Here is a 16,828-nt window from a genome sequence, read left to right as displayed (position 1 = left end):
TGATTACCATGTTTGTAAAAAAAAAATGCGATAGAGTTATTGTCTTTCTCAATTTAACCGTTCTCTTTATTTCCTTAAACAATCTGCAGCGTTGGCTTATAGATAATGGTTACTCTTCCGATTTATTTGTATTAAAACAACTTCTTATTCCCTGGTATTTATTGATATTCCCCATGTTTTATGCATTTACGACCCATTTTTTAAGAGTTCAGGATAAAGTGAACGATTTCTTGAAAATGTCATTGATTATTTTTACGGCCGAAATTGTAATACGTCTTTGTTTAATTTCCTATGTGTATTATGAAATACCCGATAGGGATACTTCAGTTATATATAATTACACTAAAATTGAGGATGTCTTTAATTTAATCTATAGCATATTTCTATTTGTTAACGCCAGTTTAATAATTTTTAGAAGACATCATTTAATAGCCTATATATTATCCTATGATGACTTAAATTGGATCAAGTGGTTTATTAGGCTGGGTGTTGTAGTCATTGGGTTTTGGGCCGTGGCAGTGTTCATAAAAACACTGACGGGTAATGAAGATGCATATATGTTTTTAAGACTAAGTTCCTCCATATTACTTTATTGGATGGGTTATCAAGGTATCTATAAATACAATGTCTTACGTGATAGAATTGTATTAAGAAGCAGTATAGATGCTAATGATGTGTTAATTACTTCAAGTGAAATAATAGATTCCCAAAATGAAGCCGATGATTTTTTTAACAAAAAGCACGATAGGGATTTTGAGAGAATTAAAGATCATATCATTCAAAATAAATTGTATTTGGACCCTTTATTAAGTATGGAAACCTTAGCATCGGACCTAGGGATGAGCAAGAGCTACTTTTCTAAACTTATCAATTCATACAGTGATTATAATTTTTCAGATTACATAAATTCCCTAAGGGTAGCTCAAGCTAAAAAGTTTTTAGCAAATGACGAGTTTAGTGAATACACTATTGTGGCTATAGGCCTGGAATGCGGATTTAATTCCAAATCTACGTTTTATTCTGCCTTTAAGAAGTTTACCTCCAAAACCCCCACAGCGTATAGAGCCGAATATTAAAGACTTTATAAGTCCGAAAAAATCGTTGGATATCCTGATTTTTACATCCTAGACCTTATAGGATATTGGTGTAAAACGAAGCCGATACTTTTATGATTGTTTAACAATCTTAAATCGCTACGTTATGATTCCAATGTTAATTATATTCCTTATTAAAAAAGCCAAACATAGCACATTTCGCTTTAAAAAGTTTATCGGATTTAAAAAGTTAATACTAAGGTTAAAACTTACTTTAGCCATCCTCATCACGTCTTTTTCTTATGGCAAAACTATGGAGAAGGAACCAATTAATCAGGTTAGTTTTAAGGTTGTAAGAAATAGTAAAGTGATAGGAAAAATTAATATTAGTTGTAGAACGCAAAATGATTCCACAACCTATGTCTTAGAAAGTCAGATTAAGGCTAAATATATTTTAGCCTTTCATATAAAAGGAAAGGAAACTACCATTTTTAAGAATGATATTTTAATCTATTCTTCGGTTTTTAGAAAGATCAACAACAAGGTAAAAAGTAACCATTCTATAATATATAAGAACAATAGATATTTTTTAGATAAGTCAGGCCAGCAAGAGGCCTTACAATTTAATGAGATTCATCGGAACTTAGTCACCTTATATGTTACAGAGCCCAAGAATACCCACTCTATTTATGTTGATAACGAAACACGAATGATTAGAGTTAAAGCCATAGGTGAGGGTAAATACAAGGTTAGCTTTTCAAATAGTAACTATAATATCTTCCATTATGAAAATGGAAGATGTGTTAAGGTTGAGGCTAATAGTTCATTATTTAATGTAACTTTAATTCCGGTGTAATGATGAGAGATGAATATACAATATGGATGCTTTTGACTGTGGTTTTTATTACCTATTTTGTTATATCATGGGTATATTATAAGTTGGGTATTACTAATTTGGAGAAGGCATTATTAGCTAGTAACGGGTTGCGATTTCTAAACTTAAAACATGGATTGGGTATTGTTCTTTTTGGAGTCCTATTTTATTTAAACTTTCCAGGATTAAGATCCTTATTAATAAATATTGAAATACCCAGGCTATATATTTTGATACCATTTATTTTATTGGTATTTATATTAGCGTATATTGCTTTTCGCTCATCTCATGTTATAGCACATAAGATGGACGCCATTAGCACCTATAAGTTTTCTTATGCCTGGTTTTATTTTTTTATACGGGTTTTATTTTTATTGTGTTATGAATACTTCTTTAGGGGAGTAATTTTGTTTACTCTTCTAAATGTATTTGATCCCTTAATGGCAATCGGAATCAGTGCCACGGCATATCTAATAATACATTTATTTGATACCCGGAAGGAAATTATTGGAACTATACCATTCGGTATCATCCTATGCGTATTAGCTTATTTAACACAAAGCGTTTGGTATCCTTTTTTGTTACATATAGCATTATCGGCAGTATATGAGATTTCTATTTTTTATCAGTTAACCATAAAAACATCAAAATCATGATAGTATTATTAACAGGGTCAACAGGGTATATAGGGCATCAATTGGCATTGGCCTTAGCTCAAAAGCATATTAAAGTTCATGCCCTTGTTCGAGATAGAAATTCATTGAATATACCATTGCACAAGAATATCAGGCTATTTCAAGGAGATATCTGTGATTATCAATCTGTTTTAAAAGCCATTATAGGATGTAGTCATGTGATTCATACGGCGGCTTACACTAACTTAAAGTGTAAGCGCATTGATCATTTTTATAACATTAATGTCAGGGGTACAGAAAATGTACTCCAGGCATCCCTTAAGTATCAAATAAAGAAATTTATTTTTACGAGCACCTTATCGGTTTATGGCCCCTCATATAAAGCTGTGCCAATTGTTGAAACCCAGCCAAGAATAACATCATATTCCAATGATTACGAACTCACAAAAAGTATGGCGGAGGAATTGGTTAAAAAGTATCGGAAAAAGGGACTTTCCAGTATTATACTGAATGTTTCAAAAGTATATGGGCCAGGATTAAGCACCTTTTCGAATGGTGTGAATAGGTTGGTTTCTATGATATGTAAGAAGGATTTATTAATAGTGCCCAATAAACTTAAGATTGTATCCAATTACGTGTTTATCAAGGATGTGGTTAATGCTCACTTGTTAGCTTTGGAAAGCAATTCCAAAAATGCCAACTATATCATTGGAGGTGAGAATGTGAGTTATATGACCCTTTTTAAAACTATTAAACAATTAACCAATAGCAAGGTTAGGTTTTTAAAGGTTAATTATAGTATTTTAAGAAATGCATTCTTTATAATTAATTCAATACGATATCTTATAGGGTTGTCTCCAATTATTACACCAAGCGTGTTAGATGCCTTATTTGTAAACCGCCCATCTCTTTCGGATAAGGCCATAGCCGAATTAAATTATAGACCTACTTCACTAGGATTGGGGCTAATGAAAACAACTAAACATTTAAATAAATTATCATGAAAACCTATATATTAATAACCGGTGCTAGTCAAGGTCTAGGTAAGGCTTTAGCTTTGGAATGTGCCACAAGGAAAATGAATTTAATTCTCATTGCCTTGCCTCATTCTGGTTTAGGAACCTTGTCTAATTTCATTGAAGATAATTTTAATGTTGAGGTGCATTTTATGGAATTGGACTTAAGCGCTACCAAAAGTTGTTATGAGATTTTTAACTATGTAAGCGACAACAAACTTCAAATACAATATCTGGTAAACAATGCCGGGGTGTTAAGTAGAGGGATGTTTAATGATTTAAGTGATGATTTTGTATTAAAACAAATTGAAGTTAATGTAACGACTCCTACATTACTAACGAAACTTTTACTGGATAACCTAAAGGGAAACAGACCCGCTTCCATTTTGAATATAAGTAGTATGGCAGGGTTTTTTGCACTTCCTAAAAAACAGGTGTATGGTGCTACAAAGGCATATCTCACATCTTTTTCAAAAAGCTTGAACAAGGAATTGAAAAATGATGGTGTCTCGGTGACTACCATTTGTCCGGGTGGTTTAAATACAACAACTCGATTATGTTACCAGAACAGAATTATGGGCTGGGTTACTAGGAAATCTGTTTTAAATCCGGAGGAGGCTGCTAAAATTGCAATCGATAGTATGTTGTGTCGAAAGAAAGTCATTGTGCCCGGTTTTGTAAATAAATGTTTAATGGCCTTAGATTGGATTTTGCCAGAAGCTATTAAAGATTGGTTAACCATTCGTGAAATCAATAAATTTCCTAAACCCATATAAACCAAATCATAAAACTATCTATTGATGAAAAACTTTAAACTTTTAAAGTGAGGATTTAGTCGTAATTTTAGTCTAATGGTTGGGAGCTCCACTAGTTAAGTTTAACATTCTTCTATAGATTTTAACCCGTATTAAAGTATGATATCGAAATCAAAAGTTTTGGTTACAGGAGCAAACGGGCTTCTTGGAACTAATACGGTTCTGGATTTAATAAAGCAGGGATTTCTTGTTCGGGCATTTATAAGACATAAAAGGTACATTTCACGATTTAATCATTCTAATGTAGAGTTTTGTATAGGGAATATTGTAAATATTGAAACGTTAGAAAGAGCTATGTTAGGGTGTCATTACGTCATACATATTGCCGCATTAATAGATCCAAAACATTTAGATTATGATGAATTCGAATTGGTAAATGTAACCGGAACAAAAAACGTAATTCAAGTCGCAAAAAACCTTGGGATAAAAAAGGTTATATATGTTAGTACAGCAAATGCCTTTGGGTTTGGTTCAAAATGTGATTTAGGTAATGAGCAAAAACCCATACGACCTCCATTTAATAAAATGCCCTATGCCATGAGTAAACTCATGGGTCAAGAATTTGTCTTGTCGCAGTCCCATGAAATAGATATAACAGTTGTTAACCCTACATTCATGATTGGTGCATATGACAGTAAGCCCAGTTCGGGTAGAATTATATTAAGTTGCTTACGTAGTCGAGTAGTGTTTTGTCCTCCCGGAGGAAAAAATTTTGTATGTGTAACGGATGTCTCAAAAGGAATAATTAATGCCATGAAATTTGGGAAGCGTGGAGAGGCCTACTTATTGGCAAATGAAAATTTAAGTTTTTTTGAATTCTACAAAAAAGTTAGATTCCATTCAAAAAAATCATTTCTTATCGTAAGGCTGCCAAAATGGGTCGTATTGGCTGTTGGTTATATTGGTAGTGCTTTGCGCACTCTTGGAATAAAGACGCCAATATCTAAAGCAAATACCGGAGCCCTTTGCATTAATAACTTCTACTCAAACTCAAAGGCACAAACACAAATTCATTTAACATTTAATCCAATTGACATCGGTATTCAGGAAGCTCTGGCTTGGTTTAGTGAAAAAAATTGGAAAAACGGAGGTATTTAGAACGTGTTATTGTTGAATTTTGTCCAAGATTATCGTTGGACATCCTAATTAGTCCATATTCAATAATGCTGGATATATACCTTTTTTTTTGAGTCGATATTTGAATTGTTAATCAATTCTAAATTCTCAAAAAAATGGAAGCATTAAATAAAAACGGTACCCCTGCTATAATTCTTTTTTGGTCTGTCCCCAGTATTTCACAAATTCAATTATACAAGCATAATTGCGATCAGCTCCAAAGAGCATGCAAACAATTAAATTCTGTTCAAGTTATCAAAACGAACAAGGAGGCGCTAACGTTCAAAAAAGTGGTGTTGGAATCTGAAAGCTTCTACGGACTACAAAAGGTAAAGGGAGAAATTAAAAAAATGATGCTGAATATTAATTCAATTAAATCGGTAATCCTTCTTTAGAGAGTAGAAATCAAAGGGAATAAAATTATCATGAAAACATCTATTATGGGGATATTGTTCATATGGCTTTTACACTCCTGTGGAGCCCATCGAGTTTACACATCGGGAACCTATGGTTCTTTAAAATCCTACACAGAAAAACAACATTATGTTGACAAGAAAAGTACTAAAACTTATGTGTCTGGAGATGTTAGTTTTGGAAAGCATATGCAAGATGCAGGAACCTTTGATGATTCAAAAACCATAGCCTCAATACTTGTGCATCGGAACACATCCGGTCGCTTTTATAATTATTATTATGGATTGGGTGCCGGTTTTGGAAATTATCGTTTTAATGAAGGCTATAAGGATATTGTGAAACGCAATGAAAAAGCAAGTTTTTACAATATTAATTTTAAGACTGGTATTAATTATGCCTTAACCAGACCTAAAATAGATTATAGATTTATTGGTTTAGAATTATCATATTATAATGAATTTGGAAATTACCAGAAAAAATTAGAAGCGCTCTCAAAGTTAATGGATGAGGGTTTAATAATTGTGAATCAGAAATCCATGTTCACCTATACTATTTATTCTGAATACGTTATTAAGTTTTCTCATGAAGAGGCAATGACATTAGGATTTTATGTTGGAGAACTATTCAATAAAAAGACTACCCAAGATTATAGTTATGGGTATGATACAGTTTTTAACGGCTTGACAGTTGGTCTAAGGCTCCATAAATATACCTTCCACTTAATTTATGAAACCGGTGAAAATGAAATTCGATCGACCAAATTAGGCTTGACCTATCAATTTTAATTCATTTAGATTAAACGCGAAATATCATGAAATCACCAATCTTATTGCTTAAAACAATTGCATTAGTCACACTTGGGGTATTTATTAATCCAATAGCTCATTCTCAAAGTGACGGGAAAGGCAGAAAAGATTTTTTTAGGATTTATGATCTCAAAAAGAAGAAAATTGGAAAAGGACACATAAATTTTGTCAACGATTCCCTTATTGGATTGCGACTAAATGGTAAACTGAAGCAGTTTAAATTTACAGATATTGGTGTAATAAAAACAAAACGTTCTGGTGGTCATAGCGTGCTTATAGGTTCGGCTTTTGGTGCTTCCTTGGGTATTTTAATTGGGGTCGCCAGTGCTAATCCAGATAAGTTGTTTGGGTATACAGCAACTGAAGGGGCTATTGGCTTTGGGACTCTGGGAGCTGTTGGTGGAGGAGCAGTGGGCGGTGTAGCAGCTGGAACAAGGAGAGCTGAAACCTTTATTATTAATGGTAAATTAGAAAATTGGAAAATATTTAAGGAACAATTTTAGTGTAGCACAGAATTAAAAAGCCTATCAAGAAGAATTTGATAGGCTTTTTACGTTATGTAATACAGAAAAATTATTCTTCCTTCCTGCTTTCTCCAGACCTTCTGTCATCACGACGATTATCTCTACCACGATTGTTTCTGCCTCGGTTATCGCGATGGCCTTTATTATGGTCTCTTGGCGGACGTTCCTGATATCCTTCAGGTTTTGGTAAAAGTGCCTTTCTCGATACTTTTTCTCGTTTGGTCTTAGGATCGAAACCAAGGTACTTTACATCTAGGGTGTCACCAACATTAATAACATCAGTAACATTATTAGTACGTTCCCATGCTAATTCTGAAATATGGATGAGAACATCATTCCCTGGCGCCTCGATATATTCCAATACTGCCCCGAAATCCAATATTCTGGTCACTTTCATTTCATAAATACTGCCAACCTCCGGTTTAAACATTAAAGCATCAATGGTAGCAATAACTTTATCAATACCTTCCTGATCGGTACCTAAAATTTCAACTATTCCCTCTTCAGTTATAGGATCTTCATTAATAACAATGGTTGTTTTTGTTTCTTTCTGTAATTCTTGAATCACTTTACCACCTGACCCAATTACAGCACCTATGTATTCTCCAGGAATAACTTTAGTCACCATCTTAGGGGCGTGTGGTTTTACTTCGCTATTTGGTGCGGCAATAGTATCTGTTAATTTCTCTAAAATATGCAAGCGACCATCACGAGCTTGTTTTAATGCTTTAACCAAAATTTCGTAGCTTAACCCTTTAACTTTGATGTCCATTTGGCAAGCTGTAATACCATCGGCAGTTCCGGTCACTTTAAAGTCCATGTCCCCTAAGTGGTCTTCATCACCTAATATATCTGAAAGCACAGCATATTTTCCAGTTTCTATATCCGTTATTAGTCCCATAGCAATACCAGAAACAGGTTTTTTCAATTGCACCCCGGCATCCATTAAAGCCATTGTTCCGGAGCATACTGTGGCCATGGAAGATGAACCATTACTTTCTAATACTTCTGAGACAACACGCACGGTATAAGGACAGTCTTCGGGAACCATTCTTTTTAAAGCACGTTGTGCCAAATTTCCATGTCCGACCTCACGTCTTGATGTCCCGCGAATGGGTCTTGCTTCTCCCGTTGAAAACGGAGGGAAGTTATAGTGTAAATAAAAGCGTTCTTCACCTTCAAAAGACGGCATATCGATCATGTTAGCTTCTCGAGACGTACCTAAGGTTACTGTCGCTAAGGCTTGAGTTTCACCACGCGTAAAAATCGCTGAACCGTGTGTGGATGGTAAGTAATTAACTTCACACCATATGGGTCTGATATCTGTCGTCTGGCGTCCGTCTAAACGTAACCCTTCATTCAGTGTTAAATCCCTAACCGCTGATTTTTCAGCTTTACTGTAGTATTTAGAAATTAAATCTCCTAACTCTTCTTGTTCTTCCTCGGTGAAAGTGGCCGTAATTTCTTCTTTAATTTCAGTGAACGCCGCACTACGTTCTTGTTTAGACGACCCTGCTTTGGCAACAGCATAGACTTTATTGTAAGCCATGTCATGAATTTTTTTGGCCAATGCCTCATCCTCCTCTTCAGACTCATATTCGCGTATGTCCTTTTTACCATAAGCTTCAGCCAGTTTTGTTTGTGCCTCACATTGTACTTTAATGGCTTCGTGAGCAAACTTAATGGCCTCTGTCATTTCTTCTTCAGAAACTTCATTCATCTCGCCCTCAACCATCATTACAGAGTCTGCACTGGCACCAATAACCATATCAATGTCAGATTCCATTAATTGTGCTAATGAAGGATTGATAATGAATTCACCATTTACGCGTCCAATCCGAACTTCAGAAATGGGTGTTTCAAATGGGATATCACTTAGCTGAATGGCGGTCGATGCAGCCAAACCAGCCATAGCATCCGGAATTACGTTTTCGTCATGTGACATTAACTGAATCATCACTTGTGTTTCACAGTGATAATCTTTAGGAAACAATGGACGTAAAACACGGTCTACAAGACGCATGGTTAGTACTTCGCCGTCACTTGGTCTTGCTTCTCTTTTAAAAAATCCTCCCGGATAACGTCCGGCAGCCGCAAATTTTTCTCGGTAATCTACCGTTAACGGTAAAAAGTCAACGTCTGAGGCTTTGTAATTGGATACAACTGTACATAATAACATGCAGTTTCCTGATTGCACAACAACACTACCATGAGCTTGTTTTGCTAATTTTCCGGTTTCAATAGAAATTTCCCTACCGTCACCAAGGTCAATGACCTCTCTAAATGTTTTTGGAATCATAATTTTTTAATTCAATATCTGGTAATTAGTCATACCAGAAAAATGTTAAACAATGGTCGTTGTGTTGTGTGTAGTTGTTTTTGACTTTAAAGTCAGACCAATGAAAAACTCTAAATAGCTTCTTCTATATGTCATCGCGGCCCATTAAAGGCGAACAGGTATTTTCCTTATTTCGATCAATTACCAGATTATGACTGCAATTGACACAGGTAAGTTACATTACTCGAAATGACGTTGTAACTGTATTTTAAAACAAAAAAGAGGCTGTATAAGCCCCTTTTTCTTATTTTCTTAATCCTAATTCTTTTACTATAGCACGATATCTTAAGATATCTTTTTTAGTTAAGTAATCTAATAAAGCACGACGCTTTCCTACCAATTTTACTAATGAACGCTCTGTATTAAAATCTTTACGATTGTTTTTTAAGTGTTCAGTTAAGTGATTAATTCTGTGCGTAAATAACGCAATTTGAGCTTCAGCAGTACCAGTATCGTTTTTATCTTTACCGTACTTGGTGAAAATCTCTTCTTTTAATTCTTTAGTTAAATACATGCTAATATTATTGTAAATGATTGTTATGTATACGAAAGCTTTTCTTTCGAGCGGCAAAGATAGTTATTTTTATTTTATTGCATTCAATCTTTATCAAAAAACTAAAGGTTTTTTCAAGAGCTTATCCTTTTGGGAGCCTTGTAAATAAGAGGATATAGGTTTAAAACCTGTTATCTCATTAATCGTTGACTAACAAGGGTTACGAAAGGGCAATACGGTTTAAGCCCTGAGAGGCTGGTTGGTAATTAAATCAATATATTGATTAACCTTCTCCTTAAGCTCTTTTCTATGAGTTATAAAATCCAGGAACCCGTGTTCTAATAAAAATTCTGAAGTTTGAAAGCCCTCCGGTAAGTCCTTACCTGTTGTGTCTTTTACAACTCGGGGGCCTGCAAATCCGATTAATGCTCCTGGTTCTGCAATATTGATATCACCTAACATGGCAAAGGATGCTGTAGTCCCTCCGGTAGTTGGATCTGTACATAATGAAATATAAGGAATACCTGCATCAGCCAGCTGCGCTAATTTTGCTGAAGTTTTGGCTAATTGCATTAATGATAATGCGGCCTCCATCATTCGGGCACCCCCGGATTTTGAAATTATCATAAATGGAATGTTGTGTTCCAAGGAATAATCGGCGGCTCGCGCTATTTTTTCTCCAACCACACTGCCCATAGATCCACCAATAAAACTAAAATCCATACAAGCAATGACCAAATCTTTTCCTTTAGACTTGCCAACGGCACAACGTACCGCATCTTTTAGTTTAGTTTTATCTTGAGCAGCTTTTAATCGTTCCGGATATTTTTTAGTGTCAACAAATTTTAAAGGGTCTTTAGATTCCAAATTTGAATCTAGCTCCTTAAATTTGTTATCGTCAAAAAGAATTTGAAAATATTCCTTGCTACCAATTCTTACGTGATACCCATCTTCGGGACTTACATAAAAATTTTGTTCCAACTCTTTGGTGTCGACAATTTTTCCCGTAGGGGATTTATACCAAAGTCCTTTTGGTGTATCTTTCTTTTCTTCGGTTGACGTTTGAATTCCTTTATCTTTTCTTTTAAACCAAGACATATGGATTTATATTTTTGATATCCTTTATTACCATAAAGGATGGATTATTTTGGTAAGGTTTATTTAAAAATTATCTGAGTTAATAACTTTCAGCACAAAATTAAAGCTTTATTTTAAATATGTGGCAGCGCCGGTAGAAAATTATTATTTGTCGAATATTTGGACATAAAAAATCCTGCTTGTTTGCAGGATTTATATAACCGCTATATATGGTCAACAAGGCTTATAGGGTATTCACGTTGTTCAGGTCTTCAAAGGCCTTTTTCAGGCGACTTACGAATGTTTTTTCTCCTTCACGTAACCAAACACGTGGATCATAATATTTTTTGTTTGGTGAATCCTCTCCTTCCGGATTTCCAATCTGTGATTGTAAATAGTCTGATTTGCTACTCATATAATCACGAATACCACTCATAAAGGCATATTGTAAATCGGTATCAATGTTCATTTTAATTACACCATAGCTTATTCCTTCTCTAATTTCTTCAACTGTTGATCCCGACCCGCCGTGGAATACAAAATCAATATGGTTAGGCCCAACACCATATTTTTCTGAAACATATTCCTGAGAATTTTTTAAGATTTTAGGGGTTAATTTTACATTACCGGGTTTATAAACACCATGAACATTTCCAAATGCTGCAGCAATGGTAAATTGGTCGCTAACTTTACTTAACTCTTCATAGGCATAAGCAACCTCTTCAGGTTGGGTGTAAAGCTTAGAATCATCAACATCGGTATTATCAACACCATCTTCTTCCCCTCCTGTTATACCCAATTCAATTTCCAGGGTCATGCCCATTTTGCTCATACGCTCCAGGTATTGTTTGCAGAGGTCTATGTTTTCTTCAATTGGTTCTTCTGAAAGGTCAATCATGTGGGAGCTAAAAAGGGATTTACCAGTTTCAGCAAAATGTTTTTCACTAGCATCCAATAATCCATCTATCCAAGGCAGCAATTTTTTAGCACAATGATCGGTGTGCAGAATTACGGGAACACCGTATGCTTCTGCCAAGGTATGTACATGTTTTGCACCGGCAATAGCTCCGGCAATAGCCGCTTTTTGTCCTTCGTTACTCAATCCTTTGCCCGCATTAAATTGTGCTCCACCATTAGAAAACTGAATGATGACCGGTGCATTAAGGTCCCTAGCAGTCTCTAAAACACCATTAATGGTGTCTGAGCCAATAACATTCACTGCAGGGAGCGCATAATTGTTGGCCTTTGCATGATTAAAAATAGCTTGCACTTCTTTTCCAGTCGCAACTCCGGGTTTAATATTGTGTCCCATTATTCTCAATAATTTGTTGATTAGTAATAGGTTCAAAAGTAATCAAAATTTGAATAATAACATGTCCTTTTATGTGTTGAAAACATAAAACTAAACTAAAACGTTATAGTGTGTTTTAAGATTTATAAGATTAGAAGGGGTAGTTTATACCAATATTGTAAACGGCATTTCTAAAGTTGTAATCATTGAACCAACGGTTGGCCTCTTGGTATGATGGATCATAAGTTTTGAAGCCAATATCAAACCGAAATACAAAAAAGCTAAAGTCATAGCGCAGGCCAAATCCTGAACCTACGGCAATATCTTTTAAGGACTTTAAACTGGTAAAAGTGGCTCGTTCATCTTCAACATCGTCCAGTACGTTCCATATGTTACCGGCATCGATAAAAATGGCTGCATTAAGGTCTTCAAAAAGATTAAAGCGTTGCTCCATACCTAAGGCCAGCTTTAAATTGGCCTCGTTGAACTCGTTACGTGTTTCTGAACTTCCAGGACCTAAACTATACGCTGTCCATGCCCTATTATCATTGGCGCCACCGGCAAAAAAACTTTTTGAGAACGGAATATTGTTTGAGTTCCCATAGGGGATGGCAATACCAAAATAGCTTCGCATTGCCAATACATTTTTTTTGCCTAAATCCCAATGCTTAATGTAATCAAATTCGGTTTTAGCATATTGGGAAAAGGCCACATTAAAGATTTTATATCTATTATCTTCATCTTTTTCCAAACCTAACAGTTTGGAAGTGTTGGACAACAAGTTGCCTGCGAACTCCACTCTAAACCTAAAAATAGAAAAATCTTCATCAAACAAGTTAGTTCTCACATCTCTGGTTAACCCAAAACTGGTAGAGAATATCAGATTATTTTCTGTCAGTCTATTTTTTCTTTCATTAATACTGTTAATGGTAGATAATTGGGCACTATTAATCTCATTGGGAGTAGGACTGGCCAGAGCATAATCCAAAAAGATATCTGTGTCTACAGGGATACCTAAATCATTGTCTTGAGGAATATAGTTTACATCCTTAGCTATATTATTCAAGGAATTATAGGAACTTTCATAAACACGAAAATAATTTTCTACGTTTAAGTTTCTCACATATTGTACATTAAATAAATCCAGATTATTAGTGATTTTATTTGAAGGAGACCAATTGTAATTAAAACTCCCACTAAACGTTTGTTTGTCCAGCCCTACATTGGTTTGACTGGTTGTGGATAAACTTATTCTCGTACTTGGTGACATATACTTAGGGACTATTTTATCCGTATTAAATGGAGAAAACAGTCGTGGTATTCTAAGCCCTAAATCGATACCGAATTCGTTGATGTCAAAAAAGGGATCATCTATGTTGTTTTTGTCCTTGGAAGCTCCAATAGAAGTAATGGCCGAAATTTCAAAGGTTTCGGCCCCTTTAAAAATATTTCTAATTTGTAAACTCGGGTTTAAAGCTAGTCCAACCGACTGAATGTTACTTTGAGATACCTCAGCACTAAAGCCTAAACTAAATTTTTTAAGCGGAGTTAAATATACATTGGCAATTAATGTGGAATCTGTTTCCGCAATATATTTAATTTCCGGGTATTTAAACGTACGCAATTCATTTAAGTACCGGTATGATCGTGTACGATCTATGTCCCTAAAGATGGTCTTTGGGGCAATAAAAACGGCATCGGTAATGGCTTTCGGACGATAGCGCATTTTATCATGACTATACAGTTGGTAGCCATTATATGTGATTTCATTTTCATACGGTAAATCCCTTGTAGCAAAGGTGTCATCCGTATAAATATTGACCTTATCCACTTTGAAGATCTTAAAGGGTTTTACTATTGTAGTGTCGGGATTAGTGACTATTCTGTTGCTTATTAGCACCCCTACATTTACTTTCTTATTTGTACCAACGGTATCTATTTCGAAAGACACATGTTCCTGACCAAAACGATAAAGACCTCTATTTCGTAACTCCGTGGAAATTCTATCTCGTTCCTGTTCAAAATTAACGGTTCTATATTGCTCAGCAGATTTTATCAAGGCATCTTTTTGGGTGGCTTCATAAAGCAATTCGACCAAGGGCGATTCAATCTTTTTTGAAATGGAATCAATGATGAAGGCTGGGCCTGTTTCAACATTATATTCAATTTTAGCCCGTTTGTCATCGGTTTTGATCAAATTATAGGTTGTTTCTGCATCAAACCAGCCATTATTAATATGGTAATTTTGAAGTCTAATAAGTGATTTTTTGGTTTTTTCTTCATCTAAAATAACCGGTGCTTCGCCTGTACGTTTTAGCCATGAATTAAATCCCTTTCTTGTTGCGATATCTTTTTCCAATTGTTTTCTCGACAACAATTTTGTTTTCCAAGTCATTTTATCTTTATTATCATAAATTTTGACTTGTATAATAGAATCTATATTTGGACGTGCCAGGTTGTATAGGTGCAGGCGTAATGGAAGTCCTAAAATGGCTCTGTTAGGCTTTTGATATATGAGATTACTGATGGTTTCTGAATTGTCTTTTTTGTCATTTATAATCACAGTATTATGGGTAAGTAAATATTCATTTTGCGGAACTCTTTTAACAGCATCACACGATGTAAGGTGGATTAAGACCATTATAGAAACTGATATTTTGACGTATTGGAGTTTCAAATAAATGTAAATTGAATTAGGTTAAGAGATGCTTTAAATTATCAATACTGCTTTAGTCATTATGGATTCAAAAATACATTATTTCAATTGTATATAAATAATCCTGGCTCACAATTATCTAGTCCGTTAAATTTTCATTTTCTTTATAACATGAAAATCATAAGCAAATGCTTTCAAAAAATCAAATCAAATTAATTAATAGCCTGAGGCAAAAAAAATACCGACTGCAACATGGGTTGTTTATAGCTGAAGGTTTAAAAACCATCAAAGAATTGTTGCAATCCCATTTAGAGCTTCATGCCTTATATACGACACAATCCTTCAATATTGATGCCATTTCCAATTCCAGTCTCCATAACATTTTAATTTCTGAATCTGATTTAAAGCGCATTAGCCTATTATCGACACCCAATTCTGCTCTTGCTATATTCAAGATTCCCGCTCAGCAACCTGTAAATCATTCAGGATTACTAGTTGCTTTAGATGATGTTAGAGATCCAGGAAATTTAGGAACGATAATCAGGCTTTGTGATTGGTTTGGTATTACCGATTTAGTTTGTAGTAAAGAAACGGTAGATTGCTATAATCCTAAGGTGGTACAGGCAACAATGGGGTCATTAATACGTGTAAATATAAATTATGTGGATTTGGAATTGTTTTTAAAGGCGAGTCATCTTCCCATTTATGGGGCCTTTATGGAAGGGGAAAATATTTATGAAACCAAATTGTCTCCATCCGCAATTTTAGTTTTGGGTAACGAAGCCCATGGTGTTTCAAATCCAATTGAAGGTTTAACCATTAAAAAGATAGCAATTCCACAGTTTGGAGCAATACAAAAAACCGAAAGTTTGAATGTAGCCACGGCCACAGCCATATTACTTAGTGAATTTAGGAGAAGAATATAAATGGAACGTAAAGGGAGGTAAGTCTCCATTTTAAACAAGACACCTATTTGTTTCCAAATATTAAAATTTAAAATTTAAATCCCCTTACTGAAATGTAAAATTAACAAATACGCCCCTGGTTTTCATAGAGGTAATATTACTTGTCCATGGGCTGGCGGGATCTTTATCCCTAACCAGTTCATCATTAATTCCAAAAACACCACGAATTGTAGGGGTGAATTTAAAATTGTATAAATAGAAATCAATCCCAAATCCCATTTCATAGAAAAGGGTATTTTTTTTCGATCTGAATTGACCATTACTATTATCGTTGGGATTGTTCTCATTGCTCGATAAATTCAGCGCTGTGGATACACCGCCAACGATAAAGGGTTTAAAATTATTAATACGTTTTGTTGAAAATTTAACCAACAAAGGAATATGGATGTAAGTGGATTTAACTTCCCGCATTAAATCGGAATTATTATATGATGTACCAACAAAATAGCTTGTACTATAATGAAGTTCCCTTGTAGTAATTATTAAACCGGGTTCTAATCTTAAGTCAATATAATTGTTTATACGTAAGTTTCCTATAAGACCTACACTAAACCCCGGACTTCTTTTAACATAAATATCACGAAGGTCTTGATTGTAATCAAAATTGAAATCATAACTGTTGAAGCCCAGAAAATACCCCCATCTCAAAAGGTCGTTATCGGTAGAGCGCCTGCCTTGATTGGCATCATATTGTACTTTCTTCTTGGTGAATAACTGACCCTGTGAATGGTATGATATAAAAAAGAATGTGATTAATATAAAAAAGTGCCTCAT

The 16,828-nt window shown here is 34.8% G+C and carries 16 protein-coding genes; 10 read left to right on the top strand and 6 right to left on the bottom strand.

Annotation, left to right across the window (positions count from 1 at the left end; genetic code table 11):
- The first annotated feature begins 8 nt into the window (after nt 1–8).
- The 9 genes from MR054_RS01335 (at nt 9) to MR054_RS01300 (ending at nt 7,213) form a co-directional block, all read left to right on the top strand.
- Nucleotides 9–1,076 (top strand): helix-turn-helix domain-containing protein, encoded by a 1,068-nt coding sequence (locus MR054_RS01335; protein WP_242085611.1) that lies wholly within the window; start codon nt 9–11, stop codon nt 1,074–1,076.
- A gap of 271 nt (nt 1,077–1,347) precedes the next feature.
- Nucleotides 1,348–1,890 (top strand): DUF6134 family protein, encoded by a 543-nt coding sequence (locus MR054_RS01330; protein WP_242085612.1) that lies wholly within the window; start codon nt 1,348–1,350, stop codon nt 1,888–1,890.
- Nucleotides 1,890–2,564: a CPBP family intramembrane glutamic endopeptidase gene (locus MR054_RS16775; protein ID WP_420868304.1), complete on the top strand. Its 675-nt coding sequence runs from the start codon at nt 1,890–1,892 to the stop codon at nt 2,562–2,564. The genes MR054_RS01330 and MR054_RS16775 overlap by 1 nt, the downstream gene beginning before the upstream one ends.
- Complete coding sequence (locus tag MR054_RS01325) at nt 2,561–3,547, top strand: NAD-dependent epimerase/dehydratase family protein (RefSeq protein ID WP_242155429.1); 987 nt, start codon at nt 2,561–2,563, stop codon at nt 3,545–3,547. Before MR054_RS16775 ends, MR054_RS01325 begins: the two co-directional genes overlap by 4 nt.
- Complete coding sequence (locus MR054_RS01320; RefSeq protein WP_242155427.1) at nt 3,544–4,335, top strand: SDR family NAD(P)-dependent oxidoreductase; 792 nt, start codon at nt 3,544–3,546, stop codon at nt 4,333–4,335. Before MR054_RS01325 ends, MR054_RS01320 begins: the two co-directional genes overlap by 4 nt.
- A gap of 138 nt (nt 4,336–4,473) precedes the next feature.
- Nucleotides 4,474–5,472 carry an NAD-dependent epimerase/dehydratase family protein gene (locus MR054_RS01315; protein ID WP_242155424.1) on the top strand — a complete coding sequence of 333 codons (999 nt, stop codon included), beginning with the start codon at nt 4,474–4,476 and terminating at the stop codon, nt 5,470–5,472.
- Nucleotides 5,473–5,606: 134 nt separating this feature from the next.
- Nucleotides 5,607–5,885 carry a hypothetical protein gene (locus tag MR054_RS01310; protein ID WP_242085616.1) on the top strand — a complete coding sequence of 93 codons (279 nt, stop codon included), beginning with the start codon at nt 5,607–5,609 and terminating at the stop codon, nt 5,883–5,885.
- A 30-nt stretch (nt 5,886–5,915) separates the two neighbouring features.
- Entirely contained in the window at nt 5,916–6,689 is a 774-nt protein-coding gene (locus MR054_RS01305; RefSeq protein ID WP_242155422.1) for a hypothetical protein, read from the top strand.
- Nucleotides 6,690–6,715: 26 nt separating this feature from the next.
- A complete protein-coding gene (locus tag MR054_RS01300) occupies nt 6,716–7,213 on the top strand; it encodes a hypothetical protein (RefSeq protein ID WP_242155420.1) in 498 nt (165 codons plus the stop codon).
- 70 nt (nt 7,214–7,283) lie between these two features.
- Here MR054_RS01300 and MR054_RS01295 read toward each other — a convergent pair whose 3' ends face one another.
- From MR054_RS01295 to tamL, 5 genes are all read right to left on the bottom strand, one after another.
- Nucleotides 7,284–9,533 (bottom strand): polyribonucleotide nucleotidyltransferase, encoded by a 2,250-nt coding sequence (locus MR054_RS01295; protein WP_242155419.1) that lies wholly within the window; start codon nt 9,531–9,533, stop codon nt 7,284–7,286.
- A 283-nt stretch (nt 9,534–9,816) separates the two neighbouring features.
- A complete protein-coding gene (rpsO, locus tag MR054_RS01290) occupies nt 9,817–10,086 on the bottom strand; it encodes a 30S ribosomal protein S15 (protein WP_242085620.1) in 270 nt (89 codons plus the stop codon).
- A gap of 219 nt (nt 10,087–10,305) precedes the next feature.
- Entirely contained in the window at nt 10,306–11,163 is an 858-nt protein-coding gene (accD, locus tag MR054_RS01285) for an acetyl-CoA carboxylase, carboxyltransferase subunit beta (RefSeq protein ID WP_242085621.1), read from the bottom strand.
- A gap of 223 nt (nt 11,164–11,386) precedes the next feature.
- A complete protein-coding gene (gene fbaA / locus MR054_RS01280; RefSeq protein ID WP_242085622.1) occupies nt 11,387–12,454 on the bottom strand; it encodes a class II fructose-bisphosphate aldolase in 1,068 nt (355 codons plus the stop codon).
- A 130-nt stretch (nt 12,455–12,584) separates the two neighbouring features.
- Nucleotides 12,585–15,074, bottom strand: coding sequence for a translocation and assembly module lipoprotein TamL (gene tamL, locus MR054_RS01275; RefSeq protein ID WP_242155416.1), 2,490 nt, complete (start codon nt 15,072–15,074; stop codon nt 12,585–12,587).
- 203 nt (nt 15,075–15,277) lie between these two features.
- On the opposite strand from tamL, the gene MR054_RS01270 reads away from it, so the two are divergent.
- On the top strand, nt 15,278–16,015 hold the full coding sequence (locus MR054_RS01270; protein ID WP_242155415.1) for a TrmH family RNA methyltransferase: 738 nt from the start codon (nt 15,278–15,280) through the stop codon (nt 16,013–16,015).
- 84 nt (nt 16,016–16,099) lie between these two features.
- Here MR054_RS01270 and porT read toward each other — a convergent pair whose 3' ends face one another.
- Complete coding sequence (porT, locus tag MR054_RS01265; RefSeq protein ID WP_242155413.1) at nt 16,100–16,828, bottom strand: type IX secretion/gliding motility protein PorT/SprT; 729 nt, start codon at nt 16,826–16,828, stop codon at nt 16,100–16,102.

This window comes from Aestuariivivens sediminis, assembly GCF_022662105.1.
In the GTDB taxonomy this organism is placed as follows: Bacteria; Bacteroidota; Bacteroidia; order Flavobacteriales; family Flavobacteriaceae; genus Aestuariivivens; species Aestuariivivens sediminis.
This window is presented reverse-complemented; position numbering and strand designations above follow the sequence as displayed.